The organism is Enterococcus raffinosus (assembly GCF_001886185.1).
GTDB classification, from domain to species: domain Bacteria; phylum Bacillota; class Bacilli; order Lactobacillales; family Enterococcaceae; genus Enterococcus_A; species Enterococcus_A raffinosus.
The window spans coordinates 111,684-128,948 of the sequence record NZ_JXLA01000006.1 but is presented as its reverse complement, the minus strand read 5'-3'; the positions used below and the strand labels follow the sequence as shown (position 1 = coordinate 128,948).

Sequence of the window (17,265 nt, the reverse complement as noted above, 5' to 3'; positions counted from 1 at the left end):
GTGAAGAGGAATCTTCACAGCTTTTTTGTGCGCTGCGTATTTTTTACGACTGTGCAAACAATATAAATCATGAGTAACCATTACTTGTTAAGTTTTCCTCCGGCCTCGATAGGGATCTTTTCAGATTGAAAGGAAGAGACCATGAATAACGAAACATTTGAAAAAACACAATTTAACGAAATTAAAGTACAACTAAGTAGTTATGCTATTAGCAGCTTTGGGAAAAAAAGAATAGAAAATACACAACCTCATTCAAAACTTTCTGTTGTAGAAAAAAGGTTAACTGAGACAACCGAAGCAAAAAAATTGCTTGACAGTAGTCTTCACGTGCCTTTTATGGGGCTTCAGAGCATTGAACATATTACGAATCAGCTTGAAAAAGGATTTGTTCTAACGCCACAAGAACTTTTAGAGTGCGCAGATTTTTTACGTAGCTTACGCTTAATTCGCCAATTCTTTGAAAAAAATCAAACGGTGGCACCTTTGTTGAATCGGTATGGACAAGGGCTGAATGACTTCAATGAAATTGAAGAAGAAATCTACCAAGTTATTCGTAATGGGCGGATTATTGATGACGCTAGCCGTGAGCTTCGCCGTGCACGGCGAGACATCGCGGAAACACAAGATAAGATTCAAGAGCTATTGAAAAAATTTATTCGACAAAACAAGGAAAAATTGCAAGAAGCAATTATTACAAAACGCAACGATGTTTTTACAGTACCCATTAAATCAGCTTATAAGAAGCAAGTAAAAGGAACGATTATCGAGCTTTCCAGCAAAGGGACGACAGCATATATTGAGCCCAGTAATGTAAGTCGATGGAATGAACAATTGGTGTACCATAAGATGATCGAAGAAGCAGAAGTCTATCAAATATTAGCAACATTGACCGGTCTATTAGCAGAAGCCTTACCACTAATTCAACAAAATATTGAAATTATCGCTGAGTTCGATCATATTTTTGCTCGCGGAAAATTTAGTCGAGAATTAAAAGGAATCACACCGGAGATAAATTCAGATGGCTATATTCATCTTGTCTCCGCAACGCATCCATTAATTAACAATGCGGTACCATTAGATTTGACAATTGGTGAAGATTATCGCGGGTTAACGATTACTGGTCCGAATGCCGGTGGTAAGACTGTTGTATTAAAAACAGTCGCCCTGATGAGTTTAATGACTATGATCGGCCTGCAGATTCCTGCAAAAGAGGGAACAGAGATCGCTATTTTTGATCAGATCTTTGTTGACATCGGTGACGCGCAAAGTATCGAAAATGCACTTAGTACTTTCTCAGGACACATGCAGAATATTTCTGAAATCCTTCGAAAGACGCATAAAAACAGCTTGATTTTATTGGACGAATTAGGCAGTGGGACGGAACCAAATGAAGGCGCAGCCCTAGCTATTGCCATTATGGAGGAGTTCTATCAAAAAGGCAGTATTCTAATCACTACAACACATTACGGTGAAATCAAACGGTTTGCTGAGCAGCATCCGGATTTCATTACAGCGGCAATGGATTTTGATGCTGAGCACTTAACGCCTAAGTATCGCTTGCTGATCGGTCAGACTGGTGAAAGTAACGCACTGTGGATCGCCAAAAAAATGGCGATCTCCGAGCAGATTATTACTAAAGCACAAAACTATTTTAACGATCGAAGTTATGACCTTGAAAAGAAATCTTTCAAAACGAAAACGAAGAAACAACCAACTGCAGCTGATGAGATGTCCTATTATAAAGGCGATAAGGTCTTCTTATTAGAACAACAAAAAGCCGCATTAGTTTATCAAGAAATTCCATTTACTGAAAATGTGAAGGTCTTTCTAGACAATACGTTCATTGAGGTGCCAAAACGTAGAATGAAACTTGAATTTCGTGCAACAGAGCTTTATCCGGCCGATTATGAGCTAGAAAATTTATTCGAGGATTTTCATACTCGAAAAGAACGACGTGATATTGATCGTGGCTCAAAGAAAGCACAACGCAAATTGCGAAAAGAGGCTTTGCAAAGAAGACAAGAGTAAAAAGCTGCTCCAGTTTTAAAACTGGAGCAGCTTTTACTTATTCATATTGCTGAAATGTTTTTGTCTTGTATAGTCCGACGGTTGATTTTTGATTGTTCTCACTATACAGGCTCGAGGATTGCGCCCCTTTTTGTCGTTCAATTTCTTCCAAACGAGCCAATTGATCTCGATAGTCAAATGAGTCTGGATTGATAGAATCTAAGCCGCTATCTTGATAATACCTTAACAGGTCTCCATTAGTGATTTTATCCGAGGTGATCAATTGCTGATCGACCTCTTGATTCAATTCAACAAAGAATTGTTCCTGCTCAGGTGTAGGCTCACTGATAACTTGAGCCGTCTGATTATCGTACATTTTTCCGCCATAGAAAGTATATTGGGGTGTTACAAAGTCACCATCTCTAAATGCAACAACTTGCTTGTGATCAGGAGAAAATAGGTCTTGCCCAAGCTGTAAATATTTCTTTGAATCAATTCCCAGCAAATGTAGTAGAGTAGGGAGCGCGTCGACCTGACCACCATACGTATGATTGATTCCGCCATTCGTTGCCCCAGGTACATGGATCATAAATGGAACACGCTGTAATTGCGCGTTGTCATAATCTGTCCAAGTGTCCGATTCTTTCCCTAATAATGGAGCTAATTCTTTATTCCGCGTATTGGAAATTCCATAGTGATCACCATATAGTACAAAAATCGAGTTATCATAAAGTCCGCTGGCTTTCATGTAATCAAAAAATTCTTTCAACGCGGTATCTAAATAGTTTGCTGTAGCAAAATAGCCATTAATTGTTTCATCCTTCGTGTTTGCCAATGGGAAACCATCTTCTTCATTTTTAAAACGAGAATAAGGATAATGGTTGGACACGGTAATGAATTTCGCATAAAACGGTTGTTGCAAATGCTCCAAGTATTGAACCGATTGACTCAAGAAAGGCTTATCATGCATCCCATATTGGAACGAGTTATCGTCGTTAATGTCATAGTAGGAAGAATCAAAGAAATATTCGAAGCCTAAATGCTTATAGGTTTTATCACGATTCCAGAATGAAGCTGAGTGACCATGAAAAACGGCTGAAGTATAATCTGCTTTTTGCTTCAAAATATTCGGTGCTGCTTCAAAGGTATTTTTGTCACCCATTTGTGTAAACAGTGCTCCTTGATTCAAACCAAACAGTGAGTTCTCCATCAGTGTCTCAGCATCAGACGTTTTTCCTGCCTTCACTTGATGGAAAAAGTTATCGAAGCTGTAGGTGCTTTCCCCATGATATAAGCTATTTAAAAAAGGTGTCACTGTATGGTTTACACCGTTCTCATCAGTCAATTGATAATCGATCAAAAACTGTTGAAAGCTTTCTAAATGAATATAGACAACATTTTTTCCTTTAGCGATCCCAAACATCGAATCATTGGGTGCGGCATAATGATCTTTGACGTAGCTCTCGACCTCTTTTAAATCATTCGGACTTGCTTCTGCTCGGATTTGGTTGTTTTGATAGGTTTGATAGCTGTCATATAACGTAAAAGCATTCACACCTAAATATTTCACCAAATACTCGCGAGAAAACTGACGACTCAATAAGCCGGAACGGTCAATTTCAGCCAAGAAAATATTTCCGCTACCAATCAGAAGTGAAAGAGCAGAAAGGGCAGCCGCTTGTCGAAAACGAGGAAACGTTTCAGCAATTGGAATCTTTTTCTTAAATAATAGCGTCGGCAGCACGAATAGATCTAGCACATAAAAAATATCATACCAGCGAAATAAACGAACAGCACTTTCACCTAAACCCGTAGACACTTGACCAGCACCAAGCATTGTGTTGATGGTAATAAAATCTGTAAACTCACGGTAATAAACAGCGTTTGAAAAAAGCCAGATCGTCAATAAGGCGTAGATGATAAACAATGTACCATAAGCAACTTTTGAACGTTTGATAAATAGGCCAATGCTTAGTAGCAACATCGAAACACTTAAAGGATTAATGATTAAGATGAACAATTGCATCGGATTTTGAATGCCCAAATGAAAATCGACGACATAAGCGAACATGTTTTTCAGCCATAGCAAAACTAGTAACAAACTGAAGAAACCAATTCTTGTTTTGATAAAATCATTATATTTTTTTAAATGAGACATTTTCATGCTCCTTAGTTTTTATTTTCCATATACCTAAATAGTTTATCGGTTTTTAAGGTAGAGGTCAAACTGAATAATGTCCAAAATACTGATATATCAATATTCCGAATATATTTTAATCGGAATATAAATAATTCTTAATAAACTGAAGAATTGTGAGAATTGATTTGTTTTATACCTTGAGTTCTTGAAGCGGCCGATTTGACTCTAAGATGGTATACTATGCAGAAATAAAAGGGGGATGAGGTATGCCATTAATGAAAATCGATTTGATTAAGGGACGAAGTCAGAGTGAGATCAAGGAAATTTTGGATATTTCTTACCAAGTCATGTTAAAGGCTTTTCATGCACCACAGGGGGATCGTTATCAGATTGTTACTCAGCACGAAGCATTTGAAATGCAGCTTTTAGATACCGGTCTAGGATTTGATCGAACGGATCAGGTGATCGTCTTCAGTTTAATAACAAGACCGCGTACAACCGAAGAAAAGAAAAACTTCTATTTTCTTCTAGTAAAGGAATTAGGAGATAAACTTGGTATTCAATCAGAAGATGTAATGATTAATCTAACTGTGAATACTGATGAAGACTGGAGTTTTGGGTTCGGTCGTGCTCAATTTTTAACGGGAGAATTATAGATAAAGCGGCGAATCGTAATGAAGGGAAGAGATTGATGAAAAAAATTATTGTTCCAATGGTTTTTCTTTTCATTCTAAGTGGCTGTCAAATATTTTCAAATGAAAAAGGAACTGTCATGACATCAAATGACACAGTAGAAAAAGCAGCAAAAATATCTGAAACTTCAGAAAAAAATAGCCAATCTACTAAGTCAGAAACTTCACAGTCGGAGGAGGACAAATCGATGAGTTACGACTCGGGAAGTTTGCTCAAAGCCGTTTCAAGCAATGATTCAGAAAAAGTAGCAGAAATTTTGGAAACAAAAACATATCCCATTGATGAATTAAACGAAAAAGGCGAAACTCCATTGTTGATAGCTGTTCATAATAATCAAATTGAGTTGGCGAAAAAACTAATTGATGCTGGAGCAAATGTGAACATACAGGATAACATTGCAGACAGTCCATATTTATACGCAGGCGCAGAAGGCAGAACTGAAATTTTAGCGTATATGTTGTCTCATAGCGAGCCTGATCAATCAATAGTGAATCGTTTTGGCGGAAACGCGCTGATACCAGCAGCTGAAAAAGGTCATCTTGAAACTGTAAAATTGCTATTAACTGATGGACACGTGACTATTAATCATCAAAACAATTATGGGTATACAGCATTAATTGAAGCTGTTGCATTAAGAGACGGTTCAAAAGTTTATCAGGATATTGTGTCAGAATTGTTAAAGTATGGTGCAAATCCCGATATCACTGATAACTATGGAAAATCTGCAAAGGATTATGCCAACGAACTTGGATACGGAACAATTTCTAAACTGTTAAAGGAATGACTTTCAGAAGAATCAATAGGAATAGAAGAAAATGTCAAAGGAGAACCAATGAAAGTTCTCCTTTTAAAATTTTTATTCTAGTTTACATAATATACATTAAACAAAGTTGTGTAATTGAATTTAGTTTTAAATTTTGTTGGATTCAGTGATTTTGGACTCTATATATTTGTATTTTATCGCTAGCTTTAAATCTGCTTAATCACTACAGTTTTTCTATAATTACTGAAAAAATTCGAATCTTTGCTTTATTATACATAAAATTATCTAATGGATTGAAAAACATATATCCATCTTTAGCGACAAAATAATCAAAAAGCATTTCATCAAAAAAATCTGAGAAATTGAATCCTGCTTTTATAAATTCAACTTTATTAGGAAATGGAATCATTTTTTTCACCCAATAATTATTGTACAATTCATATTCTGAATTAAACGATCATAAAACAGCAATAAAAGTGATTTTTTTGACAGAATGCTTTTTATCATAAAACCTTTGTGAAAAGATTCTCTTTTGTAATAGTAAGTGGTTTCTTATTACTTTCATATTCAAACTAGAGAAAACTTTAATATCCTCTCCCTACTTTAGATTTTTTATAGATTGAACAATTTCAAAAACTGCAGTCATATCTTCTGCTATATAATCTGCGGCACTTTGATCAATAGCAGCTCGAGTTTCTTTATAAGCAATGGTAGGAATTCCAGCAGCTTTAGCTGCACTGATCCCATAAAATGAATCTTCGATAGCCACTGCCTGATTGGATGCTACATTTAATTTCTTCAGAGTATTCAAATAGATTTCAGGATTTGGCTTACTTTCTTTGACAAACTCGCCGCTATAAATTACATCAAAAGAATCTTGGATCCCACAAGTCGCCAAAACCTCAATAATGTGTTCATAGGTCGATGAGGATGCAACAGCTAGTCGAATGTCATTTTCTTTTGACCAGTTTAAAATAGAAAGGATTTCTTTTCGAAAAAGCTGTTGATAATCAATGGCTCGATAAGCAACCTCGTTGTATTCTTCAAACCGTGCTTTTATTTCTTTTAAGGAATCATTGCTGCCAATAAATGTTCTCAATGTTTTATAAAGCATGTCATAAGATTGACCAATTAGTTCTTCGAAATTCGTATTTTCTTGGTTAAGTGTTGGATTTTCCTTCATTATGAATGCCTGTTGAATTCGAAAATCTTCAAACTCAGTATCGACAATCACACCATCCATATCAAAAATAATCGCTTTGAGCATTTCATTCTACCTCCTCTATTGATTAGTATAGTTCGAATTATTGCAAACCCTTTCGTAAAAAGCAAATTGAACCACAAAAATAGCCAATTACGTCCCTTATCCACGTAGTTGGCTATTTTTTTATTTTATTCCTCAATGCTTTTAACTTATCTATTGAGATAATCTTTGATTGGTTTTCAGATTGTTTCTCATTTTCTTCTTTGTGCTCTTCAACTAGTTTGATGCCTCGATGCTCTGCACGAAAAATATTTCGCTTAATTTCTTCTACTTGAGCTAACTTATATAAAGCCTCTGGATCGTGACGAAAAAGTTCTCTAGTTTTTCGTTCATGGATTCGTTCGGTTACCTTTTCATCAAAATAACTTGTAACAGCGAAATTGATAATCAGAGCAATTAGAAGAAAATTATCCGTGACGCTTGAACCATTCACATACCCGTTGTTGAACAACCAAATGACAAAGCAAATAAGCGCAATAATGCTGAAGACTTGATAAACTCTCAGCGCCTTCTCTTTTTTGCTTCGATCAGCAAATACGGGTTTTGCCTCGTAATACAATGCAAGGTAAAGGTTACGAGCCTCAGCAAATTCTGGCTGCGTCTTTTGGGCCGTTTCATAGGCTTCTTTCTTTGCAAAGCCCTGTACCTTCATATAGTATTTTGCTATCTTTCTTTTTCGGATCATTTGAACCCCCTCTTCGATTCTAAGATCATGAATATTTTGAAGATTCATAAGGTCTCTCCTTAGGTACGGAATTCTCATTTCAGCAACCTCTATTTTATCATTAAGTTAGCTGAAAGACTAAGAAATTATTTAATATTTTTCCGCTCGACTGAATTTACAAAAGAGAAATCCACTCAGATAAGCTTTTGCACTGAGTGGATCCATCTTTATATTTTTTTCAGAGCTTCTTTAATAGGAGTTTTTCCATCTCCCATTAAAATGACTTTTTTGATAGTGTTCTCTTGTTCGAGTAATTCGGCTAAAACAGCAGCAACATTTTCTATCGCGTTTTCGGATTTTTCAGTGATCTCCGTTGTAATTTTTCCACTACCTGGAATTTCTTTTAAGCTTCCTGGCTGGAGAATCGTATAGTCTAAAGTGGTCTTATCAATTAGCCAATTATCTGAGAAAAATTTTGAGATGTTGTAATCTGTCAACGAACCACTCCATTTTTCTGGTTGCAAAGCGAATAATGAACTCAGGTGAATGTAACGCTTGATCCCTCTCTTTTCTACCGCCTGCATCAATTTAACTGCTCCGTATAGATCGGTTTGTAACAAGTCCTTTCCTCTTGAGCCAGCGACAAAATAGACAGCTTCTGCATCTGCTAAGGTATCGGCGATTTCATCAACACTCCCATGTAAATCTAAATGAACAGGCTGAACTGACTTGCTCGTTTTAATTGCATCCTCTCGGCGAGCGCCTGCATAGATAAAATGCCCCTTCTTCTCTAAATTTTTAATTAATTCTTCTCCTACACGTCCGGTTGCACCTGCAATAAATAGTTTCATATAGATGATCCCCTTTCACCTCCACATGCTAACGCACTTTTGATGCTGAAACAACTATTTTCACTTATAATTGGATGAGCTATAAAACAACCAATTGGCTGTTTAAATTTTTTTATTAAACTTTATAATAAGAATCATTACGGAGGATACTTTATATGAGACATCCTCAATTATGATGTTACAAGGAGTTTTTCTATGACAAAAGCAGTGCTGACTATTGCTGGATCAGACACTTTAGCAGGTGGTGGTCTGCAATCGGATTTGAAAACATTTGAGAATTATCAATTATTCGGTGTCACGGCTATTACTTGTATCGCAGTGGTTAAGAATAGGGAATTTGAAATAAAGGATTTATCTTCAGAGCTTTTAAAGGATCAATTAAACACTATTGATGAAAATTTGAATCTAGCTGGTATAAAGATTGGTTTAGTACATCAATTGGACTCTCTAGAAATCGTAAAGAACTTTCTTCAGTTTTTTCATGGTCCTATTGTACTAGATCCAGTTATGGCCTTTAAAGAAACGGATCATGTTTACAGCGAGACTTATAGAGAGAAGCTGATTGAATTATTTCCTCTTGCAACGATTGTCACGCCAAACTTAAAGGAAGCGGAGATTTTAAGTCAACAAAAAATTACTAATTTAGAGGAAATGAAACAGGCGGCTAAAAAAATAGTTGCGCTCGGCGCCCCTACTGTAGTGATTAAGGGCGGCGAACGACTTTCTGGTGATTTAGCTTCGGATTTGTTTTTCGATGGGACACAGCTAGAATTCTTTTCAAAACCGAAGTTGACTAGCGGTGCTATAAATGGTGCGGGCTGCTCATTTGCATCAGCGATTACCTCGAACCTAGTCTTAGGTGAACCGTTGATTGATGCGATTCGTCACAGTAAAGAATATGTTTATCAAGGAATCAAAAATGGTATCTTATTGAAAAACGGCGAAGGAAATGTTTGGTTTGGAGATCGTGTGAGAACGGAGGCAAAGGCATGAAAACAAAAGAGATGACAAAGCTTGCTATGATGGTCGCATTGACTGTTACCTTATCAATTCTATTTATCATCCCTATTCCTGCTACCAAGGGATTTGTCACACTTTGTGAAGTAGGAATTTATGCTTCTGCGTTGCTTTTTGGTCCAAGTGGTGGACTTTTGGTTGGTGCATTAAGCGGTGGTTTGATTGACCTGATCTCAGGATATCCCGAATGGGCAATTTTTTCGATCATTATTCATGGTGTTCAAGGGTTGATCTTAGGACATTTCTATTCCAAGTATCCAAATAAGAAAGGGCTTGTTATAGGGTTCTTTTTTGCGAGCTTGTTCATGATCATCGGTTATGCGTTAGCAACGACCTTCTTATTTGGCTGGCCAGCCGGTTTAGCCTCATTACCAGGGAATTGCATACAAAATATTTTTGGTATCGTGGTGACAGTCCCTCTTTTTCATGCATTGCAGAGGGTATTACGCCATCCTCAATATAAATAGTTAATAGAAGGAAGTCATTCAAATGGAAAAAGAAAAATTACAACAACAATTAACAACGATTACGAAGGATGTTTTAGAAGCAGCTAATCTTAAAGCAGGTGATACTTTCGTCCTTGGTTGCACAACAAGTGAGATCGTTGGCGGCACTATTGGGAAAAACTCTAGTCAAGAGGTCGGACAATGGGTAATCGAAACCTTAAAATCCATTCTTGATCCAAAAAAAATATATTTGGCAGTACAAGGCTGTGAACATATTAATCGCGCAGTCGTTGTGGAGCGTGAGCTTGCTGAGAAAAAAGATTGGGAAATTGTTTCAGTCAAACCCGCTTTACACGCAGGCGGTTCTTGTTCTGTGGCTGCTTTTGAGCAATTCACGGACCCTGTCGAAGTTGAACACATTGTCGCCCAAGCAGGCATTGATATTGGCGATACTTCAATTGGCATGCATGTAAAGTATGTTCAGGTGCCTGTTCGTCCCTCTTTTCATGAATTAGGCGGTGCTCATGTCACTGCTTTGCGTAGCCGTCCTAAATACATTGGAGGCCCTCGTGCGACTTATTAGTAAAAAAATTCCCTGCGAACTTCTACGCAGGGAATTTTTTTATACAAATCGAGCAATCAATTGAAGAAGTTGTTGCGGCAACGTTGAAATATCAGAGATATCAACAAAGTTGTTCTCTCCGTATAAGTTTCTTAATTGCTCTTTGTCCTCACCGATGGCGCAAGCGATGAATAAGATGCCTTTTCGTTCGTAGTCATCTAAAACAGATTGAATATCTTGCTTTGCTTTTTCACCAGTATAATCCGGTAAGGCTTTCGGTTGACCATCACTGATTGAAAGTAAAACCTTCGTATCAGCAGCTTGCTGGCTTAATTTTTCGGCTAATAATCGAAGGGGGACACCATCACGGTTGTTTTGTCGTGGTTTCATGGTAGAAATCTTAGCTGCCATGAAATCATAGCCATCTTCAAATTCTTTGTAAGAATAAATGGATGTTTTTTCACGCTGGCTAAGATCCGCTGAATCGCCGTAAAGCATCAGTGGTATATTGGTTTTCTCTGCAAAAAGACTTAAAGCAACTGCTGCTAATTTCGCATTTTGGATGCGGTCGTCTCGCAGCATCGAACCAGATTCATCCACCCGAACAGCTAATGCTAATGAAGGCTGTTCACTAGGCGGATTCTTCTTATCAAAATTTCTCAAGTCTCCGTAAGCAACATGGCTCGGATTAAAACGCGCACCATAATATTTTCCAGTCGAGAAGTCATTGCTAACTTCTTTATTTAATAGATCATTTATTACACGGCTTAAGCTGTCTACCTCGGGCAGTACCTGTTGTGTTAGTTCTTGACCGTCTTTAATGGCGGCTTCATTGATAGTTGGTCGATGAAGAATGGTTCCTTCTTTAGCGTGTATCGTTTCTTTTAAGCTTTCTCGAATTTCACGATTACGTTCTTTTCGAATCGTCTTGTCCAATTCGGTCATTTCATCTAGCGACATAGCTGAACCAACCTTATCTTCCTCATCTACTGAAGCGCTCGTGCTTTCTGCTTCAGATTCTCCTCTTTCTGCCTCATCAGAAATAGTTGCTGCTTCGGCCTTTGTTTTTTCTTTTTCAGCAGCTTCCTCTATTTTTGTTTCTTTATTCTCAGTGGCGTCGTCCATTTCTATTGCCTCGTTTTTCAAGGTCGCCTCTTCTGCTTCTTCAAAGATATTTCGTTGATCCGCTTCAGCCTGGCTGACTCTCCTGCCCTGTCTTAGTTTTTGCTGGTTTCTTACTTGTTGAAGCTCAGTTAACAGCTTGCTTTGTTCTAAAGCCTCCTGCAGAATTTTTAATTCTGTTTCGTCCGTTGTTAATTTGTAAAGGACTTTAGGAAATATACTTTCTAAAGGGTCCTGCCCTTGCTTTAAACTGTTGACCCAGAAGAAATAGGAGCGCATCCCTGCAACGCCCTTAATAGCATTCGCCTTAGCTGTTTCATCCAGTAAACGGATGATTTCTGCCATAATCTCTAGGTAATCCCGATCTGAAAAATTTGTTTTTGCAATCGCGCGCTCAATCATGACTTCGATTGAAGGGAGATCCATTTTTTCAGCGTGCTGTACTCGGTCACGTAAAGATTCATTCAGAGGACGATTGCCTTGATAGTTTCGATTTGTGGTAATAATGACCACACAATCTGGATGTCTGCGAATGATTCCAGTTGGAATATTCAGCAGACCATTTGGCTCTAGTGCAGAGTTCAATGCGACTAAAACCGAAGCGTCACGAATTACAGTAGGTTCTTGTATTTCTAATAGGTACCCTTTTTGCATCGCGCGGACAATTTCTGAAGGATAGAACTTATACTCCACATTGGTTGGATAGTCCTCTTGGTCGATTCGCTCGATCAGATTGCTTAATCGTTCTCTAGCCTGTTCCTCAGTAATTTGAAAGTGCTTTTCGATTACTGAAAGTACCTCTTGCAAAGAATCTGTCTGATAAATGGCTTCTAACAATTCTTGGTCTTCATTATCATCGGCTATGACGACAGGTAATAGCGCGCCAAAGACATCCGTCTTATCCATATCGGCAAAACAAGTAACCTTGGTATAAGGAAGTTGCAGATCATCTGATAAGGCACGTGCTAATTGCGTCTTGCCGGAACCAGCATCACCCTCAAGTAAAACATTCATTATTTTCATTTCTGGATCGAACCAATTATTTTTAATCTCTGACGCGATTCTTACTTCTTCCTCACTGGTTTTGTGACTAGCCGGCTTTCGCCAGATCATTTGCTGTTCAACTTTGGTAAACTTTCGTCCTTCTGTAATGACAAAAGTATTTTCCATTCTCTTCACCTCATTACTTAATTTCTAATAGCCTAATTCGTCAAGTAGGCGTTTTAATGTGCGATAGCGTTGGGCGATCAAGTCACCATCCTTGTTCATCGTGTCATTGAATAAAATGATATCTTCATCAATTTTTGGATTTTCTGTATCGACTTTGACTTCCATTCGTCCTCCTTGAAGACCAATAATATCTACTTTAGGATCTTCTGGATCATAAAATTTTTCATAGCGATAAGCATCTTGTAAATAAATACTTGATTGAGCTACTAAAATGGCTAAATCTAAAATCCGAGTAATTGGTAATTCCTCGGATTGACGGGACCATTTTTCACCGGTGTGTCGCCAAACTTTTCCAGAAATGTCCACTCGTCCACGATCGTTCCATTGAGCCAACCCTAAAGTTAACCCTTTTGCATCACTTTCCCAAGCATGGTGACCATCGATTTTATCGTAATCTTCTACTAAAAATACAGGTTTATGTTTTAAATTCGTTGGTATTTTCATTGCTACTCCTCCTAATGACCTCATTAATATTCTAGTTGAATGGAATCAAACAGGCGATTAATCTGTTTGATCACTCTTTAGTGAATTAGTAAATTACTAAACTACTGATGAAGAAAGAATACGCAATTCCAATGATTTTTGCAACTAACTCCTATTTAAGTAATCATTTTTTGTAACCCATAAAAAATGAGTTTTATGTTTGTTGCGTATACCATTAAACTATACGCTTTTGTTACTTGTCTTGTGTGGAGCGTTTGTTTTACCTTTTACTTTTTTATAGACTGGGAAAAGTTTAACTGGCAACTAACTCCTATTTAAGTAATCATTTTTTGTAACCCATAAAAAATGAGTTTTATGTTCGTTGCGTATACCATTAAGCTAAACGTCACTATTGATTGTCTTGTGTGAAGCGTATGAATGAATATTATTTTTTTTGAGCCGGGAATTGCCTTTTTGATAAAAAGAAAAACTCACTAACATTGTTAGTGAGTTGCATGCTATTTGGCTACGCCGAGGGCGATGGCTTTATCCCCTAAGTGGGTACCGATGACAGGCCCGAATGTTCCAATGTCAATCGTTGCATCTGGATACTTTTCACGTAGCTTTTCATATTCCTGTTGAGCAAGTTCTGGATTATTTCCGTGAATGACATAAATTCTTAACTCAGATTCGTTTTCTTGACGGCGTTCCTCGATGATTTCTTCAGTACGCTGCAACGCTTTCTTTAATGAACGGATCTTTTCAGCTAAAACAATCTTTCCATCTTCAAAGGTTAGGATTGGTTTAATTTTCAATAAACCGCCGATGATCGCAGCGCCATTGGTTAAACGACCTCCACGGACCAAATTATCTAAATCATCAACAATGATATACGCATTTGTAGTATCACGAATTTGATCAACTGCTGCTAATACATCGTCTAATGGTTTTCCTTGATCACTCATTTCCAAAGCTTTTTCTACCATATACCCCATTGGGACACTTGTAATCTTTGAATCATAAGGGATAACCTGCAGTCCTTCAATGTCATCTTTGATCGCTGTCAAAGTACGGACAAAACCAGAGATACCCTCTGATAAATGAATACTAATTACCGTGTCGTATCCTTGTTCCTTAATTGAGCGATACAATTCGTAGACTTCACCTAAAACGGGTTGTGATGTTTTTGGGAAATCCTTGCTATTTTTTAGTTTCTGATAAAATTCCTCATAGCCAATATCTACGCCTTCTTCAAATGGCTCACCATCGATGATGACAGGAATTGGAATGATGAATAAATCTTTATGATTGCGCGTGCGTTCATTCAGATAAGCAGTGCTATCTGTCACGATCGCTAATTTCATAGTCGCTTCCTCGTTTCAATCAAAATTTACAATAATTATAATATAGCATATTCATAGATTGATGGGAATCAAAATCCGATTACTTCCCTAAAAACTCTTGAGCTGCTTGTGCATTTTGGTTTGTATCAACTGCTAAGGCACTGCCGGCATTAGCGGTATCGATATAAGACCATGAACCATCCACTGGTAAGGTCAAGCGATCGATTCCGACCACAGCTTTACCGAAATTGAATAGATGCGTCAAAACGTATGTGTTGGGCATATCGGTTGAAAGATAGCCCCAAATTTTTCCTGCAGCATAAGGACCGCGTAGTAAAACCAAAGGATTGATCAGCTGTCCAAAAACAGATTGCATTACTTGCTGTTGCCTGCGTACGCGTCCGAAGTCACCTTCTTCATCCATTCGGAAACGAGCATAGTTCAATAAGGTATGACCGTCCATTCGTTGCGGACCTTTACTAATAGGTGCATCAATATATGAGCTCATGTCCTTTTCAGCATCAATTTGAACACCGCGAGGGAACAAGGCATCTACGCCTTTTTCAAACGTCTGAAAGTCCACCATGGCATAATAGCGACAATCGATTCCAAAATTCTCTTTTAAGGTTTGACGGACGAGATCCGCTCCCCCATAAGCATAAGCTGCATTCAACTTGTTTTGACCAACACCAGGAATATTGACATACATGTCTCGCATAAATGAGACAAGCTTGGCTTTTCCGAAGCCATCAACTTGCAGCACCATCATTGAATCAGAGCGCCCACTGATGTTATCACGGGTATCACTACCCAAAAGCAAAATATTGCGTTTCCCATTTTCCGATGTCGCGCCATTAAACTCTTGTGTCTCAATTTTTGGCATTGAGGAATCGTGCTTTGCAGCGAAATTCCCGATACCGAAAGAAATGACAGAATACCCTAAAAGAACAACCAAAATCATAATTACCCTTCGGCGCCAACTTCGCTTTTTCTTTGGTTTCTGTTCATAAGGATTTTTGGGCTTTCGTTTAAAAGGATTCTTAAGGGGATTTCTAAATGTCGGGAATTTGACGTTGAATCCTTTTTTCTTTGGCTCTTGATAATGATCCTCATAGTAAAACTCTTCTTCTGGTTCTCTATAGGATTCTTGTGGCTCTTCATAGTGTAACGGTTCTTGGTCTGCTTTTTCGTTCTTCTTCATTTCACGACGAAAGCCAAAAGGTTTTTTCTCCTCCTTCTGACTTTCCTCATGAATCTTCTTATATTTATCCATTCGGCTCATAGTGCACCTCTTCATCTCATTACTATTATTAATAAAATAGCAAATCATCTGCACTTTGTCTTATTTTTCCCAAAAAAAATTAGAAAACCTTAACTACTAAGATTTTCTAACCTTTGGAAGATATGTTGGATAATCGCCGATCAATGTGACTGCGAAGTTTTTCTCTTTTAATTGAAGCAATACTCTGCTGAGTTTTTCTGTTTCGGGCGTTTCCAAGTCAATAATGAAAAAATATTCTCCTAGCTTTGTCTTTTGTGTGCGAGATTCAATTTTGGTTAAATTAATGCTCTCTGCTGCAAAAATAGCTAAGCATTGATACAATGCGCCCGGATGATCCGAAGCTAAATCAAATAGAAGAGTAGCCTTATTTTTCCCTTGAGGTAAATCTCCTGTTAGGGGGTGTTCCCCGAGTACCCAAAAACGCGTTTCATTTTCACTGATGGATTGAATGTTTTCTTGGACAATCGTTAACCCAAACTGTTCCGCTGCGTCACGGGACCCGATTGCTGCATAGCGCTGGTTCGGATGATCAGCGACCTTTTGAGCTCCTTGTGCTGTAGAACCGATCTGCTCAATGTCTACAGTAGGAAAGTGCTTCATCAGAAATACTTGAGATTGTGCTAAGGCTTGCTGATGGCTACAAATAAGCTCAGTTTTCTCCCAAGTTTCAGCATGCGCAGGATGGACCATTAACTGCTGCTGGATAGGAAGCACGATCTCTGCTTGAATTGTCGGCAGCGTTTGGAAAATTAGGTCAAGAGTCGGTAACACAGAACCTTCAATCGTATTTTCAATGGGAACGACACAATAGTCTAATGCTCCTTTACGTTGCTCTTCCAATAATGCTGTAAGGGATTCATAGGGCAGGAGGACTTCATCATTGAAAAAATTTCCTGCCGCGCTATAGGTAAATGAGCCCCTAGGTCCCAAATAACCAACTTTCATTATGATGCAACCTCAACCTGCTGAATGATTTCACTAACAATATCCTTTGGCAGTTTTTCTGAAGTATCTACAGTAATTTTGGCAAGTTTTTCGTAAAGCTTTTCTCTTGAAAAGAATAAACGCTTCAAATCTCCATCATCATTTTTAATCGCTAGTGGTCGAACATTCACCTTGTCTTCCCGAATTCTTTTGACCAGTACATTTGCATCTGCTTTTAGATAAACAACTAATTTATCGGACAAAACTTTTTGATTTTCCTTTTGAAGAATCACGCCGCCGCCTGTAGCAATGACAGATTCTTCATTCAACGCTTCCTTTAAAAGATTTGTTTCATGTTCTCGGAAAGAAGCTTCTCCGTGTTCTTCAAAATATTCGCTGATCGGCTGACCGATCCGTTCAACTAAAACATCATCCATGTCTACCACACGGGCATTTAACGTCGTTGCAAGTTCTTTACTAATCGTAGTTTTTCCAGCTCCCATAAAGCCGATCAAGACAATTGATTCCATTAGG

The 17,265-nt window shown here is 38.0% G+C and carries 17 protein-coding genes; 6 read left to right on the top strand and 11 right to left on the bottom strand.

The features are described 5' to 3' along the window. The first annotated feature begins 141 nt into the window (after positions 1–141). A complete protein-coding gene (locus RV13_RS04840) occupies positions 142–2,028 on the top strand; it encodes an endonuclease MutS2 (RefSeq protein WP_010744864.1) in 1,887 nt (628 codons plus the stop codon). A gap of 37 nt (positions 2,029–2,065) precedes the next feature. Here the strand turns inward: RV13_RS04840 and RV13_RS04835 are convergent, their stop codons facing one another. Next, on the bottom strand, positions 2,066–4,165 hold the full coding sequence (locus tag RV13_RS04835) for an LTA synthase family protein (protein ID WP_010744863.1): 2,100 nt from the start codon (positions 4,163–4,165) through the stop codon (positions 2,066–2,068). Between the two features lie 248 nt (positions 4,166–4,413). Here RV13_RS04835 and RV13_RS04830 point away from each other — a divergent pair, with 248 nt between their 5' ends. Beyond that, the gene (locus RV13_RS04830) at positions 4,414–4,803 is read left to right on the top strand and encodes a tautomerase family protein (RefSeq protein WP_010744862.1); all 390 of its coding nucleotides are present in this window, start codon (positions 4,414–4,416) and stop codon (positions 4,801–4,803) included. 35 nt (positions 4,804–4,838) lie between these two features. Next, positions 4,839–5,624, top strand: coding sequence for an ankyrin repeat domain-containing protein (locus tag RV13_RS04825; protein WP_010744861.1), 786 nt, complete (start codon positions 4,839–4,841; stop codon positions 5,622–5,624). Positions 5,625–5,826: 202 nt separating this feature from the next. Here the strand turns inward: RV13_RS04825 and RV13_RS04820 are convergent, their stop codons facing one another. The 4 genes from RV13_RS04820 to RV13_RS04805 form a co-directional block, all read right to left on the bottom strand. Further along, positions 5,827–6,012, bottom strand: coding sequence for a hypothetical protein (locus RV13_RS04820; RefSeq protein ID WP_028020461.1), 186 nt, complete (start codon positions 6,010–6,012; stop codon positions 5,827–5,829). Positions 6,013–6,201: 189 nt separating this feature from the next. After that, complete coding sequence (locus tag RV13_RS04815; protein WP_010744860.1) at positions 6,202–6,870, bottom strand: HAD family hydrolase; 669 nt, start codon at positions 6,868–6,870, stop codon at positions 6,202–6,204. 112 nt (positions 6,871–6,982) lie between these two features. After that, positions 6,983–7,600: a hypothetical protein gene (locus tag RV13_RS04810; protein WP_028020462.1), complete on the bottom strand. Its 618-nt coding sequence runs from the start codon at positions 7,598–7,600 to the stop codon at positions 6,983–6,985. A gap of 158 nt (positions 7,601–7,758) precedes the next feature. Then, on the bottom strand, positions 7,759–8,382 hold the full coding sequence (locus RV13_RS04805; RefSeq protein ID WP_010744858.1) for an NAD(P)H-binding protein: 624 nt from the start codon (positions 8,380–8,382) through the stop codon (positions 7,759–7,761). A gap of 195 nt (positions 8,383–8,577) precedes the next feature. On the opposite strand from RV13_RS04805, the gene RV13_RS04800 reads away from it, so the two are divergent. The 3 genes from RV13_RS04800 to RV13_RS04790 are packed head-to-tail and all read left to right on the top strand — an operon-like array spanning position 8,578 to position 10,428. Further along, on the top strand, positions 8,578–9,375 hold the full coding sequence (locus RV13_RS04800; RefSeq protein WP_010744857.1) for a bifunctional hydroxymethylpyrimidine kinase/phosphomethylpyrimidine kinase: 798 nt from the start codon (positions 8,578–8,580) through the stop codon (positions 9,373–9,375). Then, a complete protein-coding gene (locus RV13_RS04795; protein WP_010744856.1) occupies positions 9,372–9,866 on the top strand; it encodes an ECF transporter S component in 495 nt (164 codons plus the stop codon). Before RV13_RS04800 ends, RV13_RS04795 begins: the two co-directional genes overlap by 4 nt. A gap of 22 nt (positions 9,867–9,888) precedes the next feature. After that, entirely contained in the window at positions 9,889–10,428 is a 540-nt protein-coding gene (locus RV13_RS04790) for a TIGR01440 family protein (RefSeq protein ID WP_010744855.1), read from the top strand. Positions 10,429–10,467: 39 nt separating this feature from the next. On the opposite strand, the gene RV13_RS04785 is transcribed toward RV13_RS04790, so the two are convergent. The 6 genes from RV13_RS04785 to RV13_RS04760 all read right to left on the bottom strand — a co-directional run bounded on the left by RV13_RS04785 (position 10,468) and on the right by RV13_RS04760 (position 17,261). Beyond that, complete coding sequence (locus RV13_RS04785; RefSeq protein ID WP_071875953.1) at positions 10,468–12,699, bottom strand: AAA family ATPase; 2,232 nt, start codon at positions 12,697–12,699, stop codon at positions 10,468–10,470. 24 nt (positions 12,700–12,723) lie between these two features. Continuing rightward, entirely contained in the window at positions 12,724–13,203 is a 480-nt protein-coding gene (locus tag RV13_RS04780) for a DUF6530 family protein (RefSeq protein WP_010744853.1), read from the bottom strand. Between the two features lie 497 nt (positions 13,204–13,700). Continuing rightward, a complete protein-coding gene (locus tag RV13_RS04775; RefSeq protein WP_010744852.1) occupies positions 13,701–14,546 on the bottom strand; it encodes a DegV family protein in 846 nt (281 codons plus the stop codon). Positions 14,547–14,625: 79 nt separating this feature from the next. Further along, positions 14,626–15,807 (bottom strand): LCP family protein, encoded by a 1,182-nt coding sequence (locus RV13_RS04770; protein ID WP_010744851.1) that lies wholly within the window; start codon positions 15,805–15,807, stop codon positions 14,626–14,628. Positions 15,808–15,903: 96 nt separating this feature from the next. Further along, positions 15,904–16,752 (bottom strand): prephenate dehydratase, encoded by an 849-nt coding sequence (gene pheA / locus RV13_RS04765; protein WP_010744850.1) that lies wholly within the window; start codon positions 16,750–16,752, stop codon positions 15,904–15,906. After that, positions 16,752–17,261 carry a shikimate kinase gene (locus RV13_RS04760; RefSeq protein ID WP_010744849.1) on the bottom strand — a complete coding sequence of 170 codons (510 nt, stop codon included), beginning with the start codon at positions 17,259–17,261 and terminating at the stop codon, positions 16,752–16,754. The genes pheA and RV13_RS04760 overlap by 1 nt, the downstream gene beginning before the upstream one ends. Positions 17,262–17,265: the final 4 nt, after the last annotated feature.

Coding starts and splice junctions, on each gene's coding strand:
- RV13_RS04835 (WP_010744863.1), bottom strand. CDS start 4,165: ATGTCTCATTTAAAAAAATATAATGATTTTATCAAAACAAGAATTGGT.
- RV13_RS04805 (WP_010744858.1), bottom strand. CDS start 8,382: ATGAAACTATTTATTGCAGGTGCAACCGGACGTGTAGGAGAAGAATTA.
- RV13_RS04840 (WP_010744864.1), top strand. CDS start 142: ATGAATAACGAAACATTTGAAAAAACACAATTTAACGAAATTAAAGTA.
- RV13_RS04780 (WP_010744853.1), bottom strand. CDS start 13,203: ATGAAAATACCAACGAATTTAAAACATAAACCTGTATTTTTAGTAGAA.
- pheA (WP_010744850.1), bottom strand. CDS start 16,752: ATGAAAGTTGGTTATTTGGGACCTAGGGGCTCATTTACCTATAGCGCG.
- RV13_RS04825 (WP_010744861.1), top strand. CDS start 4,839: ATGAAAAAAATTATTGTTCCAATGGTTTTTCTTTTCATTCTAAGTGGC.
- RV13_RS04800 (WP_010744857.1), top strand. CDS start 8,578: ATGACAAAAGCAGTGCTGACTATTGCTGGATCAGACACTTTAGCAGGT.
- RV13_RS04790 (WP_010744855.1), top strand. CDS start 9,889: ATGGAAAAAGAAAAATTACAACAACAATTAACAACGATTACGAAGGAT.
- RV13_RS04815 (WP_010744860.1), bottom strand. CDS start 6,870: ATGCTCAAAGCGATTATTTTTGATATGGATGGTGTGATTGTCGATACT.
- RV13_RS04810 (WP_028020462.1), bottom strand. CDS start 7,600: ATGAATCTTCAAAATATTCATGATCTTAGAATCGAAGAGGGGGTTCAA.
- RV13_RS04830 (WP_010744862.1), top strand. CDS start 4,414: ATGCCATTAATGAAAATCGATTTGATTAAGGGACGAAGTCAGAGTGAG.
- RV13_RS04820 (WP_028020461.1), bottom strand. CDS start 6,012: ATGATTCCATTTCCTAATAAAGTTGAATTTATAAAAGCAGGATTCAAT.
- RV13_RS04770 (WP_010744851.1), bottom strand. CDS start 15,807: ATGAGCCGAATGGATAAATATAAGAAGATTCATGAGGAAAGTCAGAAG.
- RV13_RS04795 (WP_010744856.1), top strand. CDS start 9,372: ATGAAAACAAAAGAGATGACAAAGCTTGCTATGATGGTCGCATTGACT.
- RV13_RS04785 (WP_071875953.1), bottom strand. CDS start 12,699: ATGGAAAATACTTTTGTCATTACAGAAGGACGAAAGTTTACCAAAGTT.
- RV13_RS04760 (WP_010744849.1), bottom strand. CDS start 17,261: ATGGAATCAATTGTCTTGATCGGCTTTATGGGAGCTGGAAAAACTACG.
- RV13_RS04775 (WP_010744852.1), bottom strand. CDS start 14,546: ATGAAATTAGCGATCGTGACAGATAGCACTGCTTATCTGAATGAACGC.